At 71.5% G+C, this 18,187-nt stretch carries 16 protein-coding genes; 5 read left to right on the plus strand and 11 right to left on the minus strand.

Going from position 1 to position 18,187, the window contains the following annotated elements:
• Positions 1-50: 50 nt before the first annotated feature.
• Positions 51-2,129 (minus strand): phosphocholine-specific phospholipase C, encoded by a 2,079-nt coding sequence (locus tag ACFYV5_RS07345; protein WP_389165477.1) that lies wholly within the window; start codon positions 2,127-2,129, stop codon positions 51-53.
• A 238-nt stretch (positions 2,130-2,367) separates the two neighbouring features.
• On the opposite strand from ACFYV5_RS07345, the gene ACFYV5_RS07350 reads away from it, so the two are divergent.
• Complete coding sequence (locus ACFYV5_RS07350) at positions 2,368-2,838, plus strand: DUF4265 domain-containing protein (RefSeq protein ID WP_389165480.1); 471 nt, start codon at positions 2,368-2,370, stop codon at positions 2,836-2,838.
• A 38-nt stretch (positions 2,839-2,876) separates the two neighbouring features.
• On the opposite strand, the gene ACFYV5_RS07355 is transcribed toward ACFYV5_RS07350, so the two are convergent.
• Positions 2,877-3,344: a DUF1304 domain-containing protein gene (locus ACFYV5_RS07355; RefSeq protein WP_389165482.1), complete on the minus strand. Its 468-nt coding sequence runs from the start codon at positions 3,342-3,344 to the stop codon at positions 2,877-2,879.
• Positions 3,308-3,718 carry an ATP-binding protein gene (locus tag ACFYV5_RS07360; protein WP_389165485.1) on the minus strand — a complete coding sequence of 137 codons (411 nt, stop codon included), beginning with the start codon at positions 3,716-3,718 and terminating at the stop codon, positions 3,308-3,310. Before ACFYV5_RS07360 ends, ACFYV5_RS07355 begins: the two co-directional genes overlap by 37 nt.
• Before the next feature lie 112 nt (positions 3,719-3,830).
• Here ACFYV5_RS07360 and ACFYV5_RS07365 point away from each other — a divergent pair, with 112 nt between their 5' ends.
• The 4 genes from ACFYV5_RS07365 to ACFYV5_RS07380 are packed head-to-tail and all read left to right on the plus strand — an operon-like array spanning position 3,831 to position 8,018.
• On the plus strand, positions 3,831-4,658 hold the full coding sequence (locus ACFYV5_RS07365; RefSeq protein WP_389165488.1) for a Scr1 family TA system antitoxin-like transcriptional regulator: 828 nt from the start codon (positions 3,831-3,833) through the stop codon (positions 4,656-4,658).
• Positions 4,655-4,897 carry a DUF397 domain-containing protein gene (locus tag ACFYV5_RS07370; RefSeq protein ID WP_389165491.1) on the plus strand — a complete coding sequence of 81 codons (243 nt, stop codon included), beginning with the start codon at positions 4,655-4,657 and terminating at the stop codon, positions 4,895-4,897. The genes ACFYV5_RS07365 and ACFYV5_RS07370 overlap by 4 nt, the downstream gene beginning before the upstream one ends.
• Positions 4,891-5,274, plus strand: coding sequence for a hypothetical protein (locus ACFYV5_RS07375; protein WP_389165494.1), 384 nt, complete (start codon positions 4,891-4,893; stop codon positions 5,272-5,274). Before ACFYV5_RS07370 ends, ACFYV5_RS07375 begins: the two co-directional genes overlap by 7 nt.
• Complete coding sequence (locus tag ACFYV5_RS07380; protein WP_389165497.1) at positions 5,271-8,018, plus strand: tetratricopeptide repeat protein; 2,748 nt, start codon at positions 5,271-5,273, stop codon at positions 8,016-8,018. The genes ACFYV5_RS07375 and ACFYV5_RS07380 overlap by 4 nt, the downstream gene beginning before the upstream one ends.
• A 42-nt stretch (positions 8,019-8,060) precedes the next feature.
• Here the strand turns inward: ACFYV5_RS07380 and gatB are convergent, their stop codons facing one another.
• The 8 genes from gatB to ACFYV5_RS07420 form a co-directional block, all read right to left on the minus strand.
• A complete protein-coding gene (gatB, locus tag ACFYV5_RS07385) occupies positions 8,061-9,572 on the minus strand; it encodes an Asp-tRNA(Asn)/Glu-tRNA(Gln) amidotransferase subunit GatB (RefSeq protein ID WP_355107579.1) in 1,512 nt (503 codons plus the stop codon).
• 16 nt (positions 9,573-9,588) lie between these two features.
• Positions 9,589-9,822, minus strand: coding sequence for a hypothetical protein (locus ACFYV5_RS07390; protein WP_355108337.1), 234 nt, complete (start codon positions 9,820-9,822; stop codon positions 9,589-9,591).
• 5 nt (positions 9,823-9,827) lie between these two features.
• Positions 9,828-11,327, minus strand: a complete 1,500-nt coding sequence (gene gatA, locus ACFYV5_RS07395; RefSeq protein ID WP_389165500.1) for an Asp-tRNA(Asn)/Glu-tRNA(Gln) amidotransferase subunit GatA — start codon at positions 11,325-11,327, stop codon at positions 9,828-9,830.
• 5 nt (positions 11,328-11,332) lie between these two features.
• Entirely contained in the window at positions 11,333-11,629 is a 297-nt protein-coding gene (gene gatC, locus ACFYV5_RS07400; protein WP_355107581.1) for an Asp-tRNA(Asn)/Glu-tRNA(Gln) amidotransferase subunit GatC, read from the minus strand.
• A 120-nt stretch (positions 11,630-11,749) separates the two neighbouring features.
• A complete protein-coding gene (locus ACFYV5_RS07405; protein WP_389165503.1) occupies positions 11,750-14,005 on the minus strand; it encodes a putative bifunctional diguanylate cyclase/phosphodiesterase in 2,256 nt (751 codons plus the stop codon).
• Positions 14,006-14,222: 217 nt separating this feature from the next.
• Entirely contained in the window at positions 14,223-16,403 is a 2,181-nt protein-coding gene (gene ligA / locus ACFYV5_RS07410) for an NAD-dependent DNA ligase LigA (RefSeq protein WP_355107585.1), read from the minus strand.
• Between the two features lie 31 nt (positions 16,404-16,434).
• On the minus strand, positions 16,435-17,388 hold the full coding sequence (locus tag ACFYV5_RS07415) for a methionine synthase (protein ID WP_389166355.1): 954 nt from the start codon (positions 17,386-17,388) through the stop codon (positions 16,435-16,437).
• Between the two features lie 96 nt (positions 17,389-17,484).
• The gene (locus ACFYV5_RS07420; protein WP_389165506.1) at positions 17,485-18,183 is read right to left on the minus strand and encodes an SDR family oxidoreductase; all 699 of its coding nucleotides are present in this window, start codon (positions 18,181-18,183) and stop codon (positions 17,485-17,487) included.
• Positions 18,184-18,187 lie beyond the last annotated feature (4 nt).

An 18,187-nucleotide genomic window follows, 5' to 3' on the forward strand; every position in this document is an offset into this window, starting at 1 on the left:
GCTCACGCCATCGGACCCGAGCCCCGCGCACGCACCGGATACGGGACGGTTCAGCCGGAGACGCTCGCACGGCCGTTCTCGATGTGCCCCATCAGCCGTCGGCGGAAGCCACCGGGGGCTGTCACCTCGAGGTCGTACCAGCCGTGCGCGTCGGCGGCCGAGTGGACGAGGGTACGGCTCCGGCCGGGCTTCACGGTGACGGAGCGGGTCCAGCCGTCGAGGTCGTCGGCGTCCACGTAGCCGAGCGGCCGGACGGTGAAGGACAGCGGGGCGTCGCCGCTGTTACGGACGGTGAGGTGCAGGTCGCGGTCGTGGTGGTCGATGTGCGAGGCGACCTCGGCGCCGCCCGCGGCCGGGCCCTCGAACTCGCGGCGGAAGCCGTTCGGACCGGTGATCGTGAACCGGTAATGATCACGCGTGAGGGGGACCGTCCACCGCGCCGTGCCCTTGACGTCCTGGTGCTGGGGGACGGCGAACTCTCCGGCGTACGGATAGAGCGCGAAGTGGGCGCTCGCCTTCCCGCTGTTCTTCAGGGCGACGGTGATCTCCTTCTCCCCCACCCGCGCGGCGGCGTCCGGCTGGTACGGCAGGGGCCGGGCGGGGCGGCTGCCGGGCTCCTGGACCGGCATCCGCTGGACGAGCGGCGGCTGCGGCCGCCAGCGCCCGCTGAAGGGCGGGATCGGGCCGGGCTGCTCGACCTCGGGCTGCCGGTGACCGCGGCGGAAGTCGAAGGCGGAGGTCAGGTCACCGGTGACGGCGCGGCGCCACGGGGTGATGTTGGGCTCCTGGATGCCGGTGAGCGTCTCCAGGAAGCGGACCACGGAGGTGTGGTCGAAGGTCTCGGAGCAGACGTAGCCGCCGACCGACCAGGGGGAGACGACGAGCAGCGGGACGCGGATGCCGAGGCCGGTGGGCAGGCCCTTCCACCGCTCGTCCGTGTTGTCGGCGGGAGGGACGGGCGGCGGCACGTGGTCGAAGAAGCCGTCGTTCTCGTCGTAGTTGATCAGCACGACGGTGTGGCGCCAGACGTCGGGGTGCGAGCCGAGGGCGTCGAGCACCTTGTAGACGAGGGTGGCGGAGGCGATCGGCGAGGAGGAGCCGGGGTGCTCGGAGTCGATCGCGGAGGGGACGAGGTACGAGACCTCCGGCAGCGTCCCTGCGGCCACGTCGGCACGGAAGGCGTCGGCGAGCTTCCCGGTCTCCACGCGGCGCAGTCCGCGCTCGAAGAGCGAGCGCTCGGCGTCGGTGAGGCCGGCCACCCCGTCCTCGAGGGCGGCGAGCAGTCTGGCCCGCTCGGCGGTGTCCTCCGTGTCGCGGACGGCGGCGTAGAAGGACTCCATGAAGGTGTGCCCACCGGTGCCGGCGAGCGCCTTGCGGGCGATCTTCTTGAAGCTGGTGAAGAACTCGATGTTGTTGTCGGTGAAGTTCTCCCACTCGGTGTACGTCTTCCAGCTCCGCCCGGCCGCTTCGAGGCGCTCGGCGTAGGTGGACCAGCCGTAGCCGGGGTGGGTGCCCTCGGCGTACGCAGCGTTGGTGACGGCGCGGCTGCCGTCGGCCTCGAAACCGGTCCAGCCGGACCACAGGTGGTTGCGGTTCGGGCTCGTCGAGGTGTGGACGGAGGAGTGGTAGGCGTCGCAGATGGTGAAGGTGTCGGCGAGCTCGTAGTGGAGCGGCAGGTCCTGCCGGTCGTAGTACGCCATCGTCGCCGCGGTCTTGGCGGAGACCCAGCCGTCCATCCAGCCGTCGTGCCAGGCCTTGCCGCCGCCGCTCCAGGAGTGGTCGAGGTCGCCGATGTACTGGAGGTCCTTCTTCTGGGTCTCGGCGGCGCCCCGGATCGGGAACGGCAGCACGGTCCGGCCGAGGGCGGCCGGTTGTTCGAAGACCGGCTTGCCGGAGGGGAGCTCGATGGCGTTGCGGTCACCGAATCCGCGGACGCCGCGCAGGGTGCCGAAGTAGTGGTCGAAGGATCGGTTCTCCTGCATCAGGATCACGACGTGCTTGACCGCCGACATCCCGCCGGGCGCCGGCCCGGCGGCCATCGCGGCCTGCAACGACGGCGGGAGCAGCGAACCGGCCGCGGCGGCGCCGAGGGCGCCTCCGCCCAGGGCGAGGAGCCTTCTGCGGGACATCCGGGACTTCTCGGGTGACAAGACCGACCTCCAGTCGACGGCCAATGGTTCGCCTTCGAGCCATTGGGTGGTTCGACCGGACGGTAGTGAGACCGGGTGACGGAGAGAAGACCTCGCGCCGACCGGGCGGCGAACGTCCAACACCTGGGTGCGAAGAGTCCAAGTCGGTGGCCGGGTGCGCGGGTGTGCGATGGGCGGTGGGCGGGTGCGCGGTGCGCGGGTGGGCGATGCTGGCGGGATGAGTGAAGGACGCATCAAGGTCTGGTTCCGCTTCGTCCCGCGCGAGGGCTGGCTCCCCCAGGACACCGAGGGCCTCTGGGCGACCCCGGTCGGCCCCGACACGGCGCGCGTGGACAACGTGCCGTTCCTTCAGGACGGTGTCGCCCAGGGCGATGTCGTCCGCTACACGACGGACGCCGACGGCAGGCACTGGGCGGCGGAACGCGTGACGGCGTCCGAGAACTGCACGCTGCGCGTCCTCCCGGTCCCTTCCGGCCCGCTGGGCCCCAGCGCGGCAGCGGTCCATGGGCGACTCGCCCCGTTCGGCCTCGGCGGCGAGTCCTTCAGTGACGACTTCCCTCTCGTGGCCCTGAACGTCCCGGCGGACGCCCCGTTCACCGAGATCAAGGCGCTGCTCGACCGAGGCGAGGAGGAGGGGTGGTGGCACTGGGAGACGGGGTGCCGCACAGAGGCGTGGGAAGCCGCCTGACCGGGCGAGACTTTCCGGACAGGACCTGGGTTCTGCCGTCAGAGGAGTTCGGTCAGGAGGATGACCACGCCCGGCGCCGCCTGGCCCACGGCGCCCCGCCAGAGCCTGGGGTCGGAGACGGCGAGCATGATGCCGCCGCCGATCATGAAGGCGGAGAGGTAGAGGATCAGCGTCCTGCCCACGGTCTCGTGGTCGAGGTGGAGGGCGACGAAGCCGGCGATCATGCCGAGGGCCAGGAAGAGGTTGTAGAAGCCGACGTTGAACCGCCAGAGGCGGACCTCGGGGGCGTCGGCGGAACTGCCGGTGAGGAATTCGCGTACCCAGGCGTGACGGGAGTAGAGGAAGCTCTCCAGCGGCCAGACGAAGAGGTGGACGGCGGCGGCGATCAGGGCGAAGACCTGACTGAGGGCGTGCATGCCGCTCATGCTCGGGGGCGGGGTCGCGGCGGGGAAGCCGCCGCCCGCCAGGTTCACCCGCTCGACGGAGCCACCCGCGCGAACTCGCACCAGACGATCTTGCCGGGGCTGCGCTCCCCCACGCCCCAGCGGTCGGCCAGCGCCTCGACGAGGAGGAGACCGCGGCCGGACTCGTCGGAGGGTTCACGGAGGGTCGGGGTGCCGTCCCCGCTGTCGTGGACCTCGATACGGAGCAGGGGCCCGGGGTCCTTCAGGGCGAGGTGGAGGGCGTAGCCGCGGCCGGGTGGGACGCCGTGGAGGAGGGCGTTGGTGGCGAGTTCGCTCACGCACAGAAGTACGTCGTCCGCACGGGTGTCCATACCCCATTCGGCGAGGATCTTGCGCGTGAAGTCCCTGGCGAGGGGGACGGATCGACGCTCGCGACGGAAGAACGCCTGGTGGAGGAGGGTGAGTTGATCGGTCATGGAGGCACGATGACGACTTGCGCCTCACACGCCCCAGGTGGGGAAGCCGTACAGATTTTTTGTACGGCTCCGAAATGCGTCGGGTACGCGCGGGGCGGGGAAGGCAGCGCTCATGCAGCAGGGAAAGAAGCCAAGGAAGAAGGTCCCCTCGTGGGAGGTCGTCGGAGCCCTGGTCGGGCTGTACCGGAAACACGCGGGGATGACGCAGCCGCAGCTCGCCTCGCTGGTGTGCGTGGGGCTTGAGACGCTGGGCTCGATCGAGCAGGGGCGGCGGCCGCTGAGGCTCAAGCTCGCGGCGGAGCTTGACGAACTGCTCGATACGAAGGGGGCGTTGACGGCGGCTGTGGGGAAGGTGCCGGATCGGGAGCGGTATCCGGAGTTCGTTCAGGACTTTGTCGAGGAGGAGGCGAAGGCGCTCAGCCTGTACTCGTACCAGAACCAGGTCGTGCCGGGTCTGCTCCAGACCCCCGAGTACGCCCGCGCCGTCTTCGACTGCCTCTTCCCGCCCATCACACATCAGGAGGCCGAGGAGCGGCTCCTCGCGCGGATCGACCGGCAGCGGATCTTCGAGCAGAAGCCCTGGCCGCCGATGATGTCGTTCCTCCTGAACGAGTCCATCCTGGAGCAGCCGATCGGAGGGGCCGACGTTTTACGCGGCCAGATCCGTCATCTCCGAGAGATGGCCGAACTGCCCTTCCTCTCCATCCAGGTTCTGCCGAAGAAGCTGACGGAACACGCGGGGCTCGACGGGCCCATGGTGCTCATCGAAACGCCCGAGCATGCACACCTCGCCTACATCGAAGGGCAGCGCGTCAGCTTCCTCCTGGACGACCCCGACGAGGTCGGCATCCTCCAGCGGAAATATGGAATGCTGCGAGCACAGGCCCTGACACCTCAGGAGACCATGGGCCTGCTGGAACGCCTGGCAGGAGAGACATGAGCTCAGCACTTTCGTGGTTCAAATCCAGCTACAGCGGCAGTGAAGGTGGCGACTGCCTCGAAGTCGCCTACGACTGGCGCAAGTCCAGCTACAGCGGTGACGAAGGCGGCGACTGCGTCGAGGTGGCCGCCCACCCCGCCGCCGTCCACGTTCGCGACTCCAAGCTCGCCGACAGCAGCCCCGTCTTCACCGTCTCCCCCGCCGCTTGGAGCGCGTTCGTCGCGGAGGCCGCGTGTTAGAGGAGTCCCTGACCGCCTTGGCCGCCGCCGGCGGCGGGGCTGTCGTCGCCGCCATGGCCACGGACGCCTGGCAGGTCACCCGGGACGGGGTGGTGCGGCTGTTCCGGGGGCGGGCGGAAGTCGAGGGGCGGCTTGAGGAGGACGCCGCCCTCGTCGAGGGCTCGGAGGACCCGGACGGGGTGCGCCAGGCACTCCTGCCCGCCTGGGGGGTACGGCTCGGTGCGCTGCTGGCCGAGCACCCCGAGTACGCGGACGAACTGCGTCAGCTGATCGGGGCCGCGCCCCGGACGCACTCGGAGCAGCACAACACCGCCCACGACAACGCGCGGGTCTTCGGAGTCCAGCACGGGAACATCGTCTTCCACCGCGATCCGTGAGCGTCGAGCAGCACGTCACCGCGCACTCCGGCTACGCGTACGGCGTGATCGGCGCGGACATCCATGTGTTCGGCGACGGTTCGCCCGTCTATCTGCTCCAGAACTGGCGCCGCCCGCCCGAAGCCGACCCAGAGTGGCTGCGCGAGTTACCGAGCCGGATGCTCAACTCCCGCTTCGAAGTGGTGCCGTTCACCGGGCGGGAGGCCGAGCTCGCCGACCTGCGCGCCTGGCGCGACCAGGGGCCCCGGCTCGCCGTCCGCTGGATGCACGCGCCCGGCGGGCAGGGCAAGACGCGTCTCGCGGCCCGGTTCGCCGACGAGACGCAGGACGGCGGCTGGCGGGTCGTCGCCGCGACGAACGGCCCCGGATCCGTCCAGCCGCCGCCCGGAAGCCAGGACCTGACGCTCGAAGAGCGCGACGGCGTCCTCCTGATCGTGGACTACGCCGACCGCTGGCCCCTCACCCATCTCGCCTGGCTCTTCAGCAACGCCCTGCTCCACCGGCCGGGGGTACGCGCCCGGGTGCTCCTGCTCGCCCGTACCGCCGACGCCTGGCCCGCCGTCCGCGCCTCGCTCGCCAACCTCCAGGCCGGGACCTCCAGCCACCTCCTGAGCGAACCCCCCGACGGCTCCGCGATGTACACGGCCGCCCGCGACGCCTTCGCCGTACGGTACGGAGTCCCGCCCGCGCCCGGTCCGCCACCCGCGTACGGGCTGGCCCTCGCCCTCCACATGGCCGCCCTCGTCTCCGTCGACGCCCACGCGCACGGGCGCCGCCCGCCCACCGATCTCGCCGGGCTCACCGTCTACCTGCTCGACCGGGAGCATCTGCACTGGGCCACCCTGCACGCCCGGGGCGGGCGCTACGCGACCCCTCCCCCGGTCATGAACCGGGCCGTCTTCGCCGCCGCGCTCACCGGGACGCTCGACCGGCCCGCGGGCTCGGCCGTCGTGGCCGGCCTCGAGACCGGGCTGTCCCCCGGCCGGGTCCTCGACGACCACGCCTTCTGCTATCCGGCCGCCGAACCGGAGCGCGGCACGGTCCTGGAGCCGCTCTACCCCGACCGGCTCGCCGAGGACTTCCTCGCCCTCACGCTCCCGGGACACGACGCCGACTACCCGGCCATGGACTGGGCCGTGCCCACCGCCGCGAGCCTGGCCGGTGCGCACGCCGGGCGCGCGATCACCTTTCTCGCCTCCGCCGCCCAGCGCTGGCCGCACGTCGGGCCCGAGCACCTCTATCCGCTTCTCACCCGCGCTCCCGGCCTCGCGGTCGCCGCCGGAGGCGCCGCCCTGAGCGCGCTCGCCGCCCTCGACGACATACCCCTGCGGCTCCTCGCCGCCATCGAGGAACGTCTGCCCGCCCGTCATCCGGATCTCGACGCCGGGATGGCCGCCCTCATGCGCCGGACCGTCGACACGGTGCTCGCCCATGACGACTCCCCCGCCGCCCGCGCGACGGGCTACTACCACCTCAGCACCCGTCTCCTCAACGCCGGCCAGGTCGACGAGGCCCTGGTCGCGGCCGAACGGGCGGTCCTCGCACAGCGGGAAATCCCCGACGACATTCCGGCAGCCGCCGTCGCTCTCGCGCGCCTCGTCAAGTGCCTGGCCCTCTCCGGGCAGCCCACGAAGGCCGTGGAGGTGACGGAGACGTGCGTCGCCGTGTTCGAGCGGCTCGCCGAAGAGGACGCGCGGTGGGCGGGAGACCACGCCGCACTCCTCGTCGACCAGGGCATCTGGCTGTCCATGACCGGCCGGCACCGCGAGGCCCTGGCCGTGGGCGAGCGGGCCGTGGCCGCCTGGCGCAGGATCGTCGCCTCCGATCCCGTACACGAGGAACACCTGGCCCAGGCCCTGCAGAATTTCGGCAATTACCTTGCCGAGGTGGGCCGTTGGCCCGAGGCCGCCGAGGCCACCCAAGAGGCGCTCGTGATCTCCCTGCGGCTCGCGGAGCGGGACCCCGCGGCCCACGAACCCGACCTCGCGGGCTTGCTCATCAACCTCGCGAACCAATGGGGCGCTCAGGGGCGGCAGGCCGATGCCCTGATGCTCTCCGCGATGGCGGTGACCCTGCTGCGCGGCCTTGCCGAGGTCAACGCCGCCGCGCACGAGCCGACTCTCGGCAACGCCCTGACGAATCTGGGCATCGACCTCGCGCAGGTCGGCCGCCTGCCCGAGGCCGTGGACGCGTCGGCCGAGGCCGTCGCGGTCCTCCGCCGACTCGCGGCGGGCAACCTCGCCGCCCACTCCCCCGGCCTCGCGCAGGCGCTGTCCACTCTGGCCAACCATCTGCTGGGGGTCGACCGCCCGGCCGAGGCCCTCGCCGCCGCCGACGAGTCCGTCTCGATCCGTGAGCGCCTGTACGGCGAGTATCCGGACCTCCACCGGGCCGGACTCGCCCAGTCGCTCTCGTACCTCGCCTTGTGCCTGGAAGCCACCGGGCGGCGACCCGAAGGTCTCGCCGCGACCCTGTGCGCCGTGGAGCTGTACCGTACGGCCTTTGTCGGCAGCCCCGCCGCGTACACCTTCGACCTCGCCCGCACGCTCCACAACCTCGGCCACTTCCTCGCCCTCGGCGGGCGGACGGAAGAGGCGCTGGGCCCGCTCGACGAGGCCATCGCGCTCGCGGAGGGGTCCGTGAGCGCCAATCCGCCCGTCTACGGATCGCTCCTCGGGGAGCTGCGCCGGACCCGGGCCGACTGCCTCACGTCGCTACGACGAAGGCGGCGCCCCGAGTCGTGAGACCCGGGGCACCGCCCTCGTACACGCACACGATCCAGAGGATCAGCCCTCGGAGACGCCCAGGCGCTCCAGGATGAGTTCCTTCACACGCGCCGCGTCCGCCTGGCCGCGGGTGGCCTTCATGACCGCGCCGACCAGGGCGCCGACCGCCGCGACCTTGCCGCCGCGGATCTTGTCGGCGATGGCCGCGTTGCCCGCGATGGCCTCGTCGACGGCCGTGCCGAGCGCACCCTCGTCGGAGACGACCTTCAGGCCGCGCTTCTCGACGACCTCGTCCGGGCCGCCCTCGCCGGCGAGGACGCCCTCGATGACCTGGCGGGCCAGCTTGTCGTTCAGGTCGCCGGAGGCGACGAGCGCCGAGACCCGGGCCACCTGGGCCGGGGTGATGGCGAGCTCGTCCAGGGTGACGCCCGACTCGTTGGCGGAGCGGGCCAGTTCGCCCATCCACCACTTGCGGGCCTGGTCCGCCGGAGCACCCTCGTCCGTGGTCGCGACGATCAGGTCGACCGCGCCCGCGTTGAGGATCGACTGCATGTCGTGCTCGGACACGCCCCACTCCTCGCGGAGCCGGTTGCGGCGCACGCGCGGCAGCTCGGGCAGGCCGGCACGCAGCTCCTCGACCCACTCACGGGCGGGGGCCACGGGGACGAGGTCGGGCTCCGGGAAGTACCGGTAGTCCTCGGCGTTGTCCTTGATCCGGCCGGAGGTGGTGGAGCCGTCGTCCTCGTGGAAGTGACGGGTCTCCTGCACGATCGTGCCGCCGGCGGTGAGCACGGCCGCGTGGCGCTGGATCTCGAAGCGCGCCGCCCGCTCCACCGAACGGAGCGAGTTGACGTTCTTCGTCTCCGAGCGGGTGCCGAACACGGACGTGCCGTGCGGGCGCAGCGACAGGTTCACGTCGCAGCGCATCTGGCCCTTGTCCATCCGCGCCTCGGAGACGCCCAGCGCGCGGATCAGCTCGCGCAGCTCGGCGACGTACGCCTTGGCGACCTCGGGGGCCCGCTCGCCCGCGCCCTCGATGGGCTTGGTGACGATCTCGATGAGCGGGATACCGGCACGGTTGTAGTCGAGCAGCGAGTGCGAGGCGCCGTGGATACGGCCCGTGGCACCGCCGATGTGCGTCGACTTGCCGGTGTCCTCCTCCATGTGGGCGCGCTCGATCTCCACGCGGAAGATCTCGCCGTCCTCCAGCTGGACGTCCAGATAGCCGTTGAAGGCGATCGGCTCGTCGTACTGCGAGGTCTGGAAGTTCTTCGGCATGTCCGGATAGAAGTAGTTCTTCCGGGCGAAACGGCACCACTCGGCGATCTCGCAGTTCAGCGCGAGACCGATCTTCACGGCCGACTCGACGCCGATCGCGTTGACGACCGGGAGCGAGCCGGGCAGACCGAGACAGGTGGGGCAGGTCTGCGAGTTGGGCTCGGCGCCCAGCTCGGTCGAACAGCCGCAGAACATCTTGGTCTTCGTACCGAGTTCGACATGGACCTCCAGGCCCATGACGGGGTCGTACGCAGCGAGAGCCGCGTCGTACGACAGCAGTTCAGTGACGGTCACGGTGAGACTTTCCCTCTCAGCCCAGCAGGACGTCGTCGTCGCCGAGCTTCTTCAGCTCGCGGTAGAGCAGAGCGAGGCCGGTGACGATGGCGGCGGCGGAGACAGCGGCATCGACGAGACGGAGCGTGTCATTGTCCCTGCGGGCCATACGGGCCTGCTTGACGACGCTGATCGCGCCGAAGGCGGTGGTGCCGATCGACAGGTATGTACCGGCCTTGGAATTCTTGAATCCCTTGGCCTTGATGGGCATGGGGCTCACAGCGACGGTGCCTCCTCAAGGAGCGGGTGTCCCCACTTTTCCACGAAGGCGGCCTCGACGGCGGCGCCGACCTTGTACAGCCGGTCGTCCTTCAGGGCGGGGGCGATGATCTGCAGTCCGACCGGCAGGCCGTCCTCCGGCGCGAGACCGCAGGGCAGCGACATGGCGGCGTTGCCCGCCAGGTTGGTCGGGATGGTGCACAGGTCCGCGAGGTACATCGCCATCGGGTCGTCGGCGCGCTCGCCGATCGGGAAGGCGGTGGTGGGGGTCGTCGGGGAGACGATCACATCCACCTGCTCGAAGGCCGTCTCGAACTCGCGGGTGATGAGGGTGCGGACCTTCTGGGCCGAGCCGAACCAGGCGTCGTAGTAGCCGGAGCTCAGCGCGTACGTGCCCAGGATGATGCGGCGCTTGACCTCGGGGCCGAAGCCGGCCTCACGGGTGAGGGCGGTGACGTCCTCGGCCGACTTGGTGCCGTCGTCGCCGACCCGCAGGCCGTAGCGCATGGCGTCGAAGCGGGCCAGGTTCGAGGAGCACTCGGACGGCGCGATGAGGTAGTACGCCGAGAGGGCGAGGTCGAAGGTCGGGCAGTCCAGCTCGACGATCTCGGCGCCCAGCGACTTCAGCAGCTCGACGGACTCGTCGAAGCGCTGGACGACACCGGCCTGGTAGCCCTCGCCGCGGAACTGCTTGACGACACCGACGCGCATGCCGGCGACGGAGCCGTTGCGGGCGGCCTCGACGACCGGCGGGACCGGGGCGTCGATGGAGGTCGAGTCCAGCGGGTCGTGCCCGGCGATGGCCTCGTGGAGCAGCGCCGCGTCCAGGACCGTACGGGCGCAGGGGCCGCCCTGGTCGAGGGAGGAGGAGAACGCCACCATGCCGTAGCGGGAGACCGCGCCGTAGGTCGGCTTGACGCCGACGGTGCCGGTGACGGCGGCGGGCTGGCGGATCGAGCCGCCGGTGTCCGTGCCGATGGCGAGCGGGGCCTCGTACGAGGCGAGGGCGGCGGAGGAGCCACCGCCGGAGCCGCCGGGGATCCGGGTGAGGTCCCAGGGGTTGCCGGTGGGGCCGTAGGCGCTGTTCTCGGTGGAGGACCCCATGGCGAACTCGTCCATGTTGGTCTTGCCGAGGATGACGACGTCGGCGGCCTTGAGCTTCTTGACCACGGTCGCGTCGTACGGCGGGATCCAGCCTTCGAGGATCTTCGAACCGACGGTCGTCGGGACGCCGAGGGTGGTGAAGATGTCCTTCAGCGCGAGGGGGACGCCGGCCAGGGGGCCGAGCTTCTCGCCCTTGGCGTGCTTCTCGTCCACGGCGCGGGCCTGGGCGAGGGCGCCCTCGCGGTCGACGTGCAGGAAGGCGTGGACCTTCTCGTCGACGGCCTCGATACGGGCGAGGTGGGCCTCGGTCACCTCGACCGCGGTGAGCTCGCCGGCGGCGATCTTTCCGGCGATCTCGGCGGCCGTGAGCTTGATGATGGTGCTGTCCGTCATGGTGATTAGTCCTCCCCCAGGATCTGCGGCACCTTGAAACGCTGCTGCTCCTGGGCCGGGGCGCCGGAGAGCGCCTGCTCGGGGGTGAGCGACGGACGGACCTCGTCCGCGCGCATGACGTTGGTCAGCGGCAGCGGGTGGGAGGTCGGCGGTACGTCTTGGTCGGCGACCTCGGAGACGCGGGCGACCGCGCCGATGATGTCGTCGAGCTGTTCGGCGAAGTGATCGAGCTCTTCGGCCTTCAGCTCCAGACGCGCCAGCCGTGCGAGGTGAGCGACCTCCTCGCGCGTGATGCCAGGCATGCGTTCCTCACGGGGTGGGTTTGATGGTGTTGGCCCAATCCTATGGGGCTCGCACCGCTACCCGTGAAACGGTTTGCCTCGGGGCGCCCGGGGCGGGCTCGCCCCGGGCCTCCCGGTCCCTCACTGCACCACCTGGTCCGGGTTCAGCTCGGCCTGGTTCGTGTCCAGCGGGACCTGGGTCGGATGCATCGCGACGTGGTTCGTGTCCAGCGCGACCTGGTTCGTGTGCAGTGCGGCCGCCTGGTTCGTGTGCGGCGCGGCGACCTGGTTCGTGTGCAGCGCGGCCTGGTCCCTGCGCAGCTCGGCCGCCAGGTCCGCCGGGCGGCGCCAGCCGTGCTCGCCGCGGGCGAGGAGCCAGGCCGTGGTCTCACCGGGCGGCATCGCGGCGGCGACCAGCCAGCCCTGGACCGCGTCGCAGCCCAGGTCGCGCAGGCGCTCCCAGGTCTCGTCGTCCTCGACGCCCTCCGCGACCACGAGCAGGCCGAGCGAGTGGGCGAGGTCGAGGGTGCAGCGGACGATCTCGGCGTCCTCCGCGTCGACGGCGAGCCGGGCCACGAAGGAGCGGTCGATCTTCAGCTCGCTCACCGGGAGGCGCCGCAGGTGCACCAGGGAGGAGTAGCCGGTACCGAAGTCGTCCAGGGACATCTTGACGCCGTGGCCGGTCAGGCCGGCCATGGTGTCGGCGGCCCGCTGGGGGTCCTCCAGGAGCACGTGTTCCGTTATCTCCAGCTGGAGCGCGCCGGCCGGCACCCCGTGACGGGCGAGGCGGGCGGCGACCGCACCGGCGAAGCCGGGGGTGTGGACGTCCCGGGGCGACACGTTGACCGCCACAGGAACGTTCAAGCCCTGCGCGCGCCACCGGGCGACCTGCGCGAGCGCGGTCTCGAGGACGTATTCGGTGAGGTGCGGCATCAGGCCCGAGGACTCGGCGATCGCGATGAACTCGTCCGGGGGGACCCGGCCGCGCTCCGGGTGCACCCAGCGCACCAGAGCCTCCAGGCCGGCGACCTGCCCGTCGAAGCGGACCTTGGGCTGGTAGTGGAGCTCCACCTCGCCGGCGTCCAGGGCGCGGCGCAGGTCGCCGAGGAGGCCGAGCCGGTCGGGGGTGTTGGAGTCGCGCTTCGACTCGTACACCTCCACGCCCGTACGGTCCCGCTTCGCCTGGTACATCGCGACGTCGGCCCGGCGCAGCAGCCCCTCGGCGTCGAGCGCGTGGTCGGGGAAGACGGCGACGCCGGCGCTCGCCTCCAGGACGAGGGTGAGCCCGTCGAGGTCGAGCGGCGAGGAGAGTGCGGCGACGAGGTGGCGGGCGACCCGCTGGGCGCTGGTGGTGGAGTCGGCCGTCGGGAGCAGGACGGCGAACTCGTCGCCGCCGAGCCGCGCGGCCTCCGCTCCGCGCGGCAGGGCCAGCTTGAGCCGCTCGGCGATCTGGAGCAGCAGCCGGTCGCCGGCGAGGTGCCCCAGGGTGTCGTTGACCGATCGGAAACGGTCGAGGTCGATCAGGACGAGGGCGGAGCGTGCGCCCTCCCCCTCGGCCTGCTCCAGGGCGGTCCAGGCCCGCTCCAGGAGCCACTGGCGGTTCGGCAGCCCGGTGAGCGGGTCCTTGAGCTGCTCCTCGGCGCGGGCGCGGGCGATCCAGAGGGTGGAGTCGAGGGCGATGAGCGGGACGGCGAAGAGCGGCAGCAGCACCGGCTGGGAGACGGCGACGACGCAGATCAGCGGGGCGATGCCGAGCAGCGCGACGGCGACGAGTCCCTGCCGGATCAGGGCCGTGCGGGCGACGGTCGGCAGGCCGCCGCCCTGGGGCGAGAGGGCGTACCACAGGAGCAGCCGGGTCACCACGAGATAGGCGCCCGCGGCGAGCGCCACTTCCGGTACGTCGGCGATCCCCCAGTCGAGGGGTCGCCAGGGGGTCTCGACGGTGGGTACGTCTCCGAACGCGGCGAGGACCAGGGCGGCCGCGCCGATGCCGAGGACGTCCACGGCGCCGTGCAGCAGCCCCTGGCGCCAGCGGTGGCGGCGGGCCGCGCCGACCAGGACGACGACGGCCATGGAGACGAGGCCGGCGGGGACCCAGCCGTACAGGAGCAGGACCGCGAGGGTGAGGGCGGCGCCGGAGCCGGTGCCGCCCCACCAGCGGTCGCGGCCGAGGGCGACCAGGTGTCCGACGATGAAGCCGGTGAGGACGGCGAGGGACCAGCCCGCGGTGCCGCCCGGGAAGAGGCCGTGGCCGCTGGTCAGCGCCCGGTAGAGCCCGGTGGCGAGCACGACGGCGGCGACGCCCACCACGGCTCCGGGCAGCCCGGAGGTGATGCCCACGAAGGCCGCCCGGCCGAGCGGCCGTGAGACCGGGGCGGCACTCTCGGTCGGTTTCATTCCGTCCCTCTCACAGCCGGCGGTGCCGTTGTCACGCGATGGGCGTTGTCATGCCTGCACGACCGGCAGAGCCCTCACACGGCCGTGCACGACAGACGCACGGTCACAACACTAGGCCGCGGAGGACTCCGACGGGCAGCGCTCTCCATGTCTTGCCCGAATGCGGCCCGGCCACCCGTAACGATCTGGTATGCGCCGAACGGGTGACGTTCCGCGGCTATCCCTCGGCCGGCACAGCCGCCTCCCGAGCGGCGTCGGGACCCTCTGCGAGCAGCACCGCGAAGCCCTCCTCGTCCAGAACCGGAACCTTCAGCTGCATCGCCTTGTCGTACTTGGAACCTGGGTTGTCGCCGACGACCACGAAGTCGGTCTTCTTCGAAACGGAACCGGTCACCTTCGCTCCGAGGTTCTGGAGCGACTCTTTTGCGCCATCCCTGGTGAAGTTCTGCAGGGTGCCGGTCACGACGACGGTCAGCCCCTCCAGCGGACGCGGTCCCCGCTCCTCACCGGCGCCCTCGTCCTCGAACCGGATGCCGGCCGCGCGCCACTTGCGCACGATCTCGCGGTGCCACTCCTCGGAGAACCAGTCCTTCACCGCGGCCGCGATGATCCCGCCGACCCCGTCGACGGCCGCCAGCTCCTCCTCGGATGCCTGCTCGATCCGCTCCAGGGACCGGAACTCGCGGGCCAGCGCCTGCGCGGCGACCGGCCCCACATGGCGGATCGACAGACCGTTGATAAACCGGTCCAGTGGCCGGGCCTTGGCCGCCTCGATGTTCGCCAGCATCGCCAGGGCGTTCTTCTTCGGCTCGCCCTTCTGGTTGGCGAAGACCGTGACGACCTTCTCCTCCCCCGTCTTCGGGTCCCGCTTGGGAAGACCGCTGTCCGGGTCCAGGACGTACGCCTTGATGGGCAGCAGCTGCTCGATGGTGAGGTCGAAGAGATCGCCCTCGTCGACCAGCGGCGGCTCGGCCGGCTCCAGCGGGCGGGTCAGCGCCGCGGCGGCCACCGAGCCGAAGTTCTCGATGTCCAGGCACGCGCGCCCGGCGAGATAGAAGAGACGTTCACGCAGCTGGGCGGGGCAGGTCCGCGCGTTGGGGCAGCGCAGATCGATGTCGCCCTCCTTCATGGCCCGCAGCGGCGTCCCGCACTCAGGGCACTCGGCGGGCATCACGAACTCCCGCTCGGTGCCGTCCCGCAGGTCGACGACCGGCCCAAGGATCTCCGGGATGACGTCACCGGCCTTGCGCAGCACGACCGTGTCCCCGATCAGCACGCCCTTGGCCTTCACCACCTCCTGGTTGTGGAGGGTGGCGAACTCGACCTCGGAGCCCGCGACCGTGACCGGCTCCACCTGCGCGTACGGAGTGACGCGGCCGGTCCGGCCGACGCCGACCTTGATGTCGACGAGCTTGGTGTTGACCTCCTCCGGCGCGTACTTCCAGGCGATCGCCCAGCGCGGGGCGCGCGCGGTGGAGCCGAGCCGGCCCTGGAGCGGGATCTCGTTCAGCTTGACGACGACGCCGTCGATCTCGTGCTCCACGGAGTGCCGGTGCTCGCCGAAGTACGCGATGAACTCCCGTACCTCGTCGAGCGAACCGACCACCTTGTTGTGCTGGGCGGTCGGCAGGCCCCACTCGCGCAGCAGCTCGTACGCCTCGGAGAGCCGGGAGATGTCGAAACCCTCACGGGCGCCGATGCCGTGCACGACCATGTGCAGCGGACGGGTGGCGGTGACCTTGGGGTCCTTCTGACGGAGCGAACCGGCCGCCGCGTTGCGCGGATTGGCGAAGGGCTTGTCACCCGCCTCGACCAGGCGGGCGTTGAGGCCCTCGAAGGCCTCCATCGGGAAGTAGACCTCACCGCGGATCTCGACGAGGTCCGGGATGCGGTCCCCGCGCAGCCGGTCCGGGATGTCCGCGATCGTCCGCACGTTGGGCGTGATGTCCTCACCCGCGCGTCCGTCGCCACGAGTGGCGGCCCGGGTCAGCCTGCCGTGCTCGTACGTGAGGTTCACGGCGAGGCCGTCGACCTTGAGCTCGCAGAGGAAGTGGTGGTCGGGCGTGCCCACGTCACGGGCGACCCGCTCGGCCCAGGCGGCCAGTTCCAGGTCGTCGAAGGCGTTGTCGAGGGAGAGCATCCGCTCGCGGTGCTCGACGGAGGTGAACTCGGTCTCGTACTGACCCGCGACCTTCTGGGTCGGCGAGTCCGGCGTGCGCAGCTCGGGATGCTCCTCCTCCAGCGCCTCCAGGGCGCGCAGGAGCCGGTCGAACTCGGCATCGCTGATGACCGGCTGGTCCTTCACGTAGTACCGGAAGCGGTGCTCCTCCACCTGCTCGGCCAGCTCGGCGTGCTTCTCCCGTGCCTCGGCGGGCAGGGCCCCCTGTTCGACTGCCACCGTTATCCGTCCTCCCGTTGCATCGGACCCGTCACTCAGGGTTGTCCGCGAGCGATCTCGCCGCCTTGGCGCAGTGCGCGAGAGCCGCCCTGGCATATGCCGGTGAAGCTCCCGCGAGACCGCATGTCGGGGTGAGCACGACGGACTCGGCGAGAGTCCCCGGATTCAGCCCCAGCCTGCGCCACAGCGTCCTGACACCCATGACGCTACCGCCCGGGTCCGACAATGGGGCGTCGGTCGAGGGCACCACGCCCGCGAAGAGCTTCGTGCCGGACTCCACGGCCTCGCCGATCGTCTCCTCGTCACGTTCGGTGAGCAGCCCGAAGTCGAACGAGACCCCCTCGGCGCCCGCCCGGCGCAGCAGTCCGAACGGGACGTCAGGAGCGCAGGAGTGCACGACGACCGGGCCGTCGTGGACCGCGATCACCTCGCGCAGGGCCGTCTCGACGACCTGGCGGTCGACGGCGCGGTACGTGCGGTAGCCGCTGGCGGTACGGACGTGACCGCGCAGCACGGCCGTCAGCGAGGGCTCGTCGAGCTGGAGCACGAGCCGGGCGCCGGGGACCCGCCTGCGGAGCTCGGCGAGATGCGCGCGGAGCCCCTCGGCGAGGGAGCCCGCGAGGTCCCGGCAGGCGCCGAGGTCGCCGAGCGCCGCCTCACCGCCGCGCAGTTCCAGGGCGGCGGCGAGCGTCCAGGGCCCGACGGCCTGGACCTTGAGCGCGCCCTCGTAACCCTGGGTGAACTCCTCCAGGGCGTCGAGGTCCTCGCCGAGCCAGGAGCGGGCGCGCCGGGTGTCCCGGCCGGGCCGGTCGCTGACCCGCCATCCGCTCGGCTCCACGTGCGCGTACATCTCGACGAGCATCCCGATGGTCCGCCCGATCATGTCGGCGCCGGGGCCACGGGCCGGGAGCTCCGCCAGGAAGGGGAAGTCCTCGAAGGAGCCGGCGACGGTCCTGGCCGCCTCCCGGGCGTCCCCGCCGGGCATGGACCCGACGCCGGTGGCGGGGCCCCACAGGTTCTTGTCAGTCACCCCGGAAGCGTACGTCCCGTTCGCTCCGGGGTTTCGCGGGTGGCGACGGTGCTAACGCCCCGGACGGACCGTCAGGTCGTTGATCTCGGCGTCGCGCGGCAGGTCGATGGCCGTGATGATCGTCGTCGCGACCGACTCGGGGTCGATCCAGCGGGAGGGGTCGTACTCCTTGCCCTCCTGCGCGTGCACCTTCGCCTGCATCGGGCTCGCGGTCCGGCCCGGGTAGACCGAGGTGACCCGCACCCCGTTGCCGTGCTCCTCGTGGCGCAGGGAGTCGGCGAGCGCCTTCAGGCCGTGCTTGGAGGCGGCGTAGGCGCCCCACTCGGCGTGGGCGTTGAGCCCGGCGCCGGAGTTGACGAACACCACGTGGCCCTGGGAGACCCGCAGCTGGGGCAGGAGGTGCCGGGTCAGCTCGGCGGGGGAGACGAGGTTGACGTTCAGCTGGTGGCGCCAGGTCTTCGGGGTGAGCTCGCCGACCGGCCCGAGGTCGACCACGCCCGCGATGTGCAGGAGGGTGTCGACCCGCTCGGGGAGGCTCTGGTGCGAGAACGCCCAGGAGAGCCGGTCGGGGTCGTCGAGGTCTCCGACGAGGGTCCTGGAGCCGGGGAACTCGGCGGCGAGCTCCTTGGCCCGGCCCGCGTCGCGCGCGTGGAGCACGAGTTCGTCCCCGCGCGCGTGGAGACGGCGCGCGACGGCCGCGCCGATGCCGGAACCCGCCCCGGTGATCACATGTGTAGGCATGGACACCATGCTC

Source organism: Streptomyces sp. NPDC003035, assembly GCF_042888285.1.
In the GTDB taxonomy this organism is placed as follows: domain Bacteria; phylum Actinomycetota; class Actinomycetes; order Streptomycetales; family Streptomycetaceae; genus Streptomyces.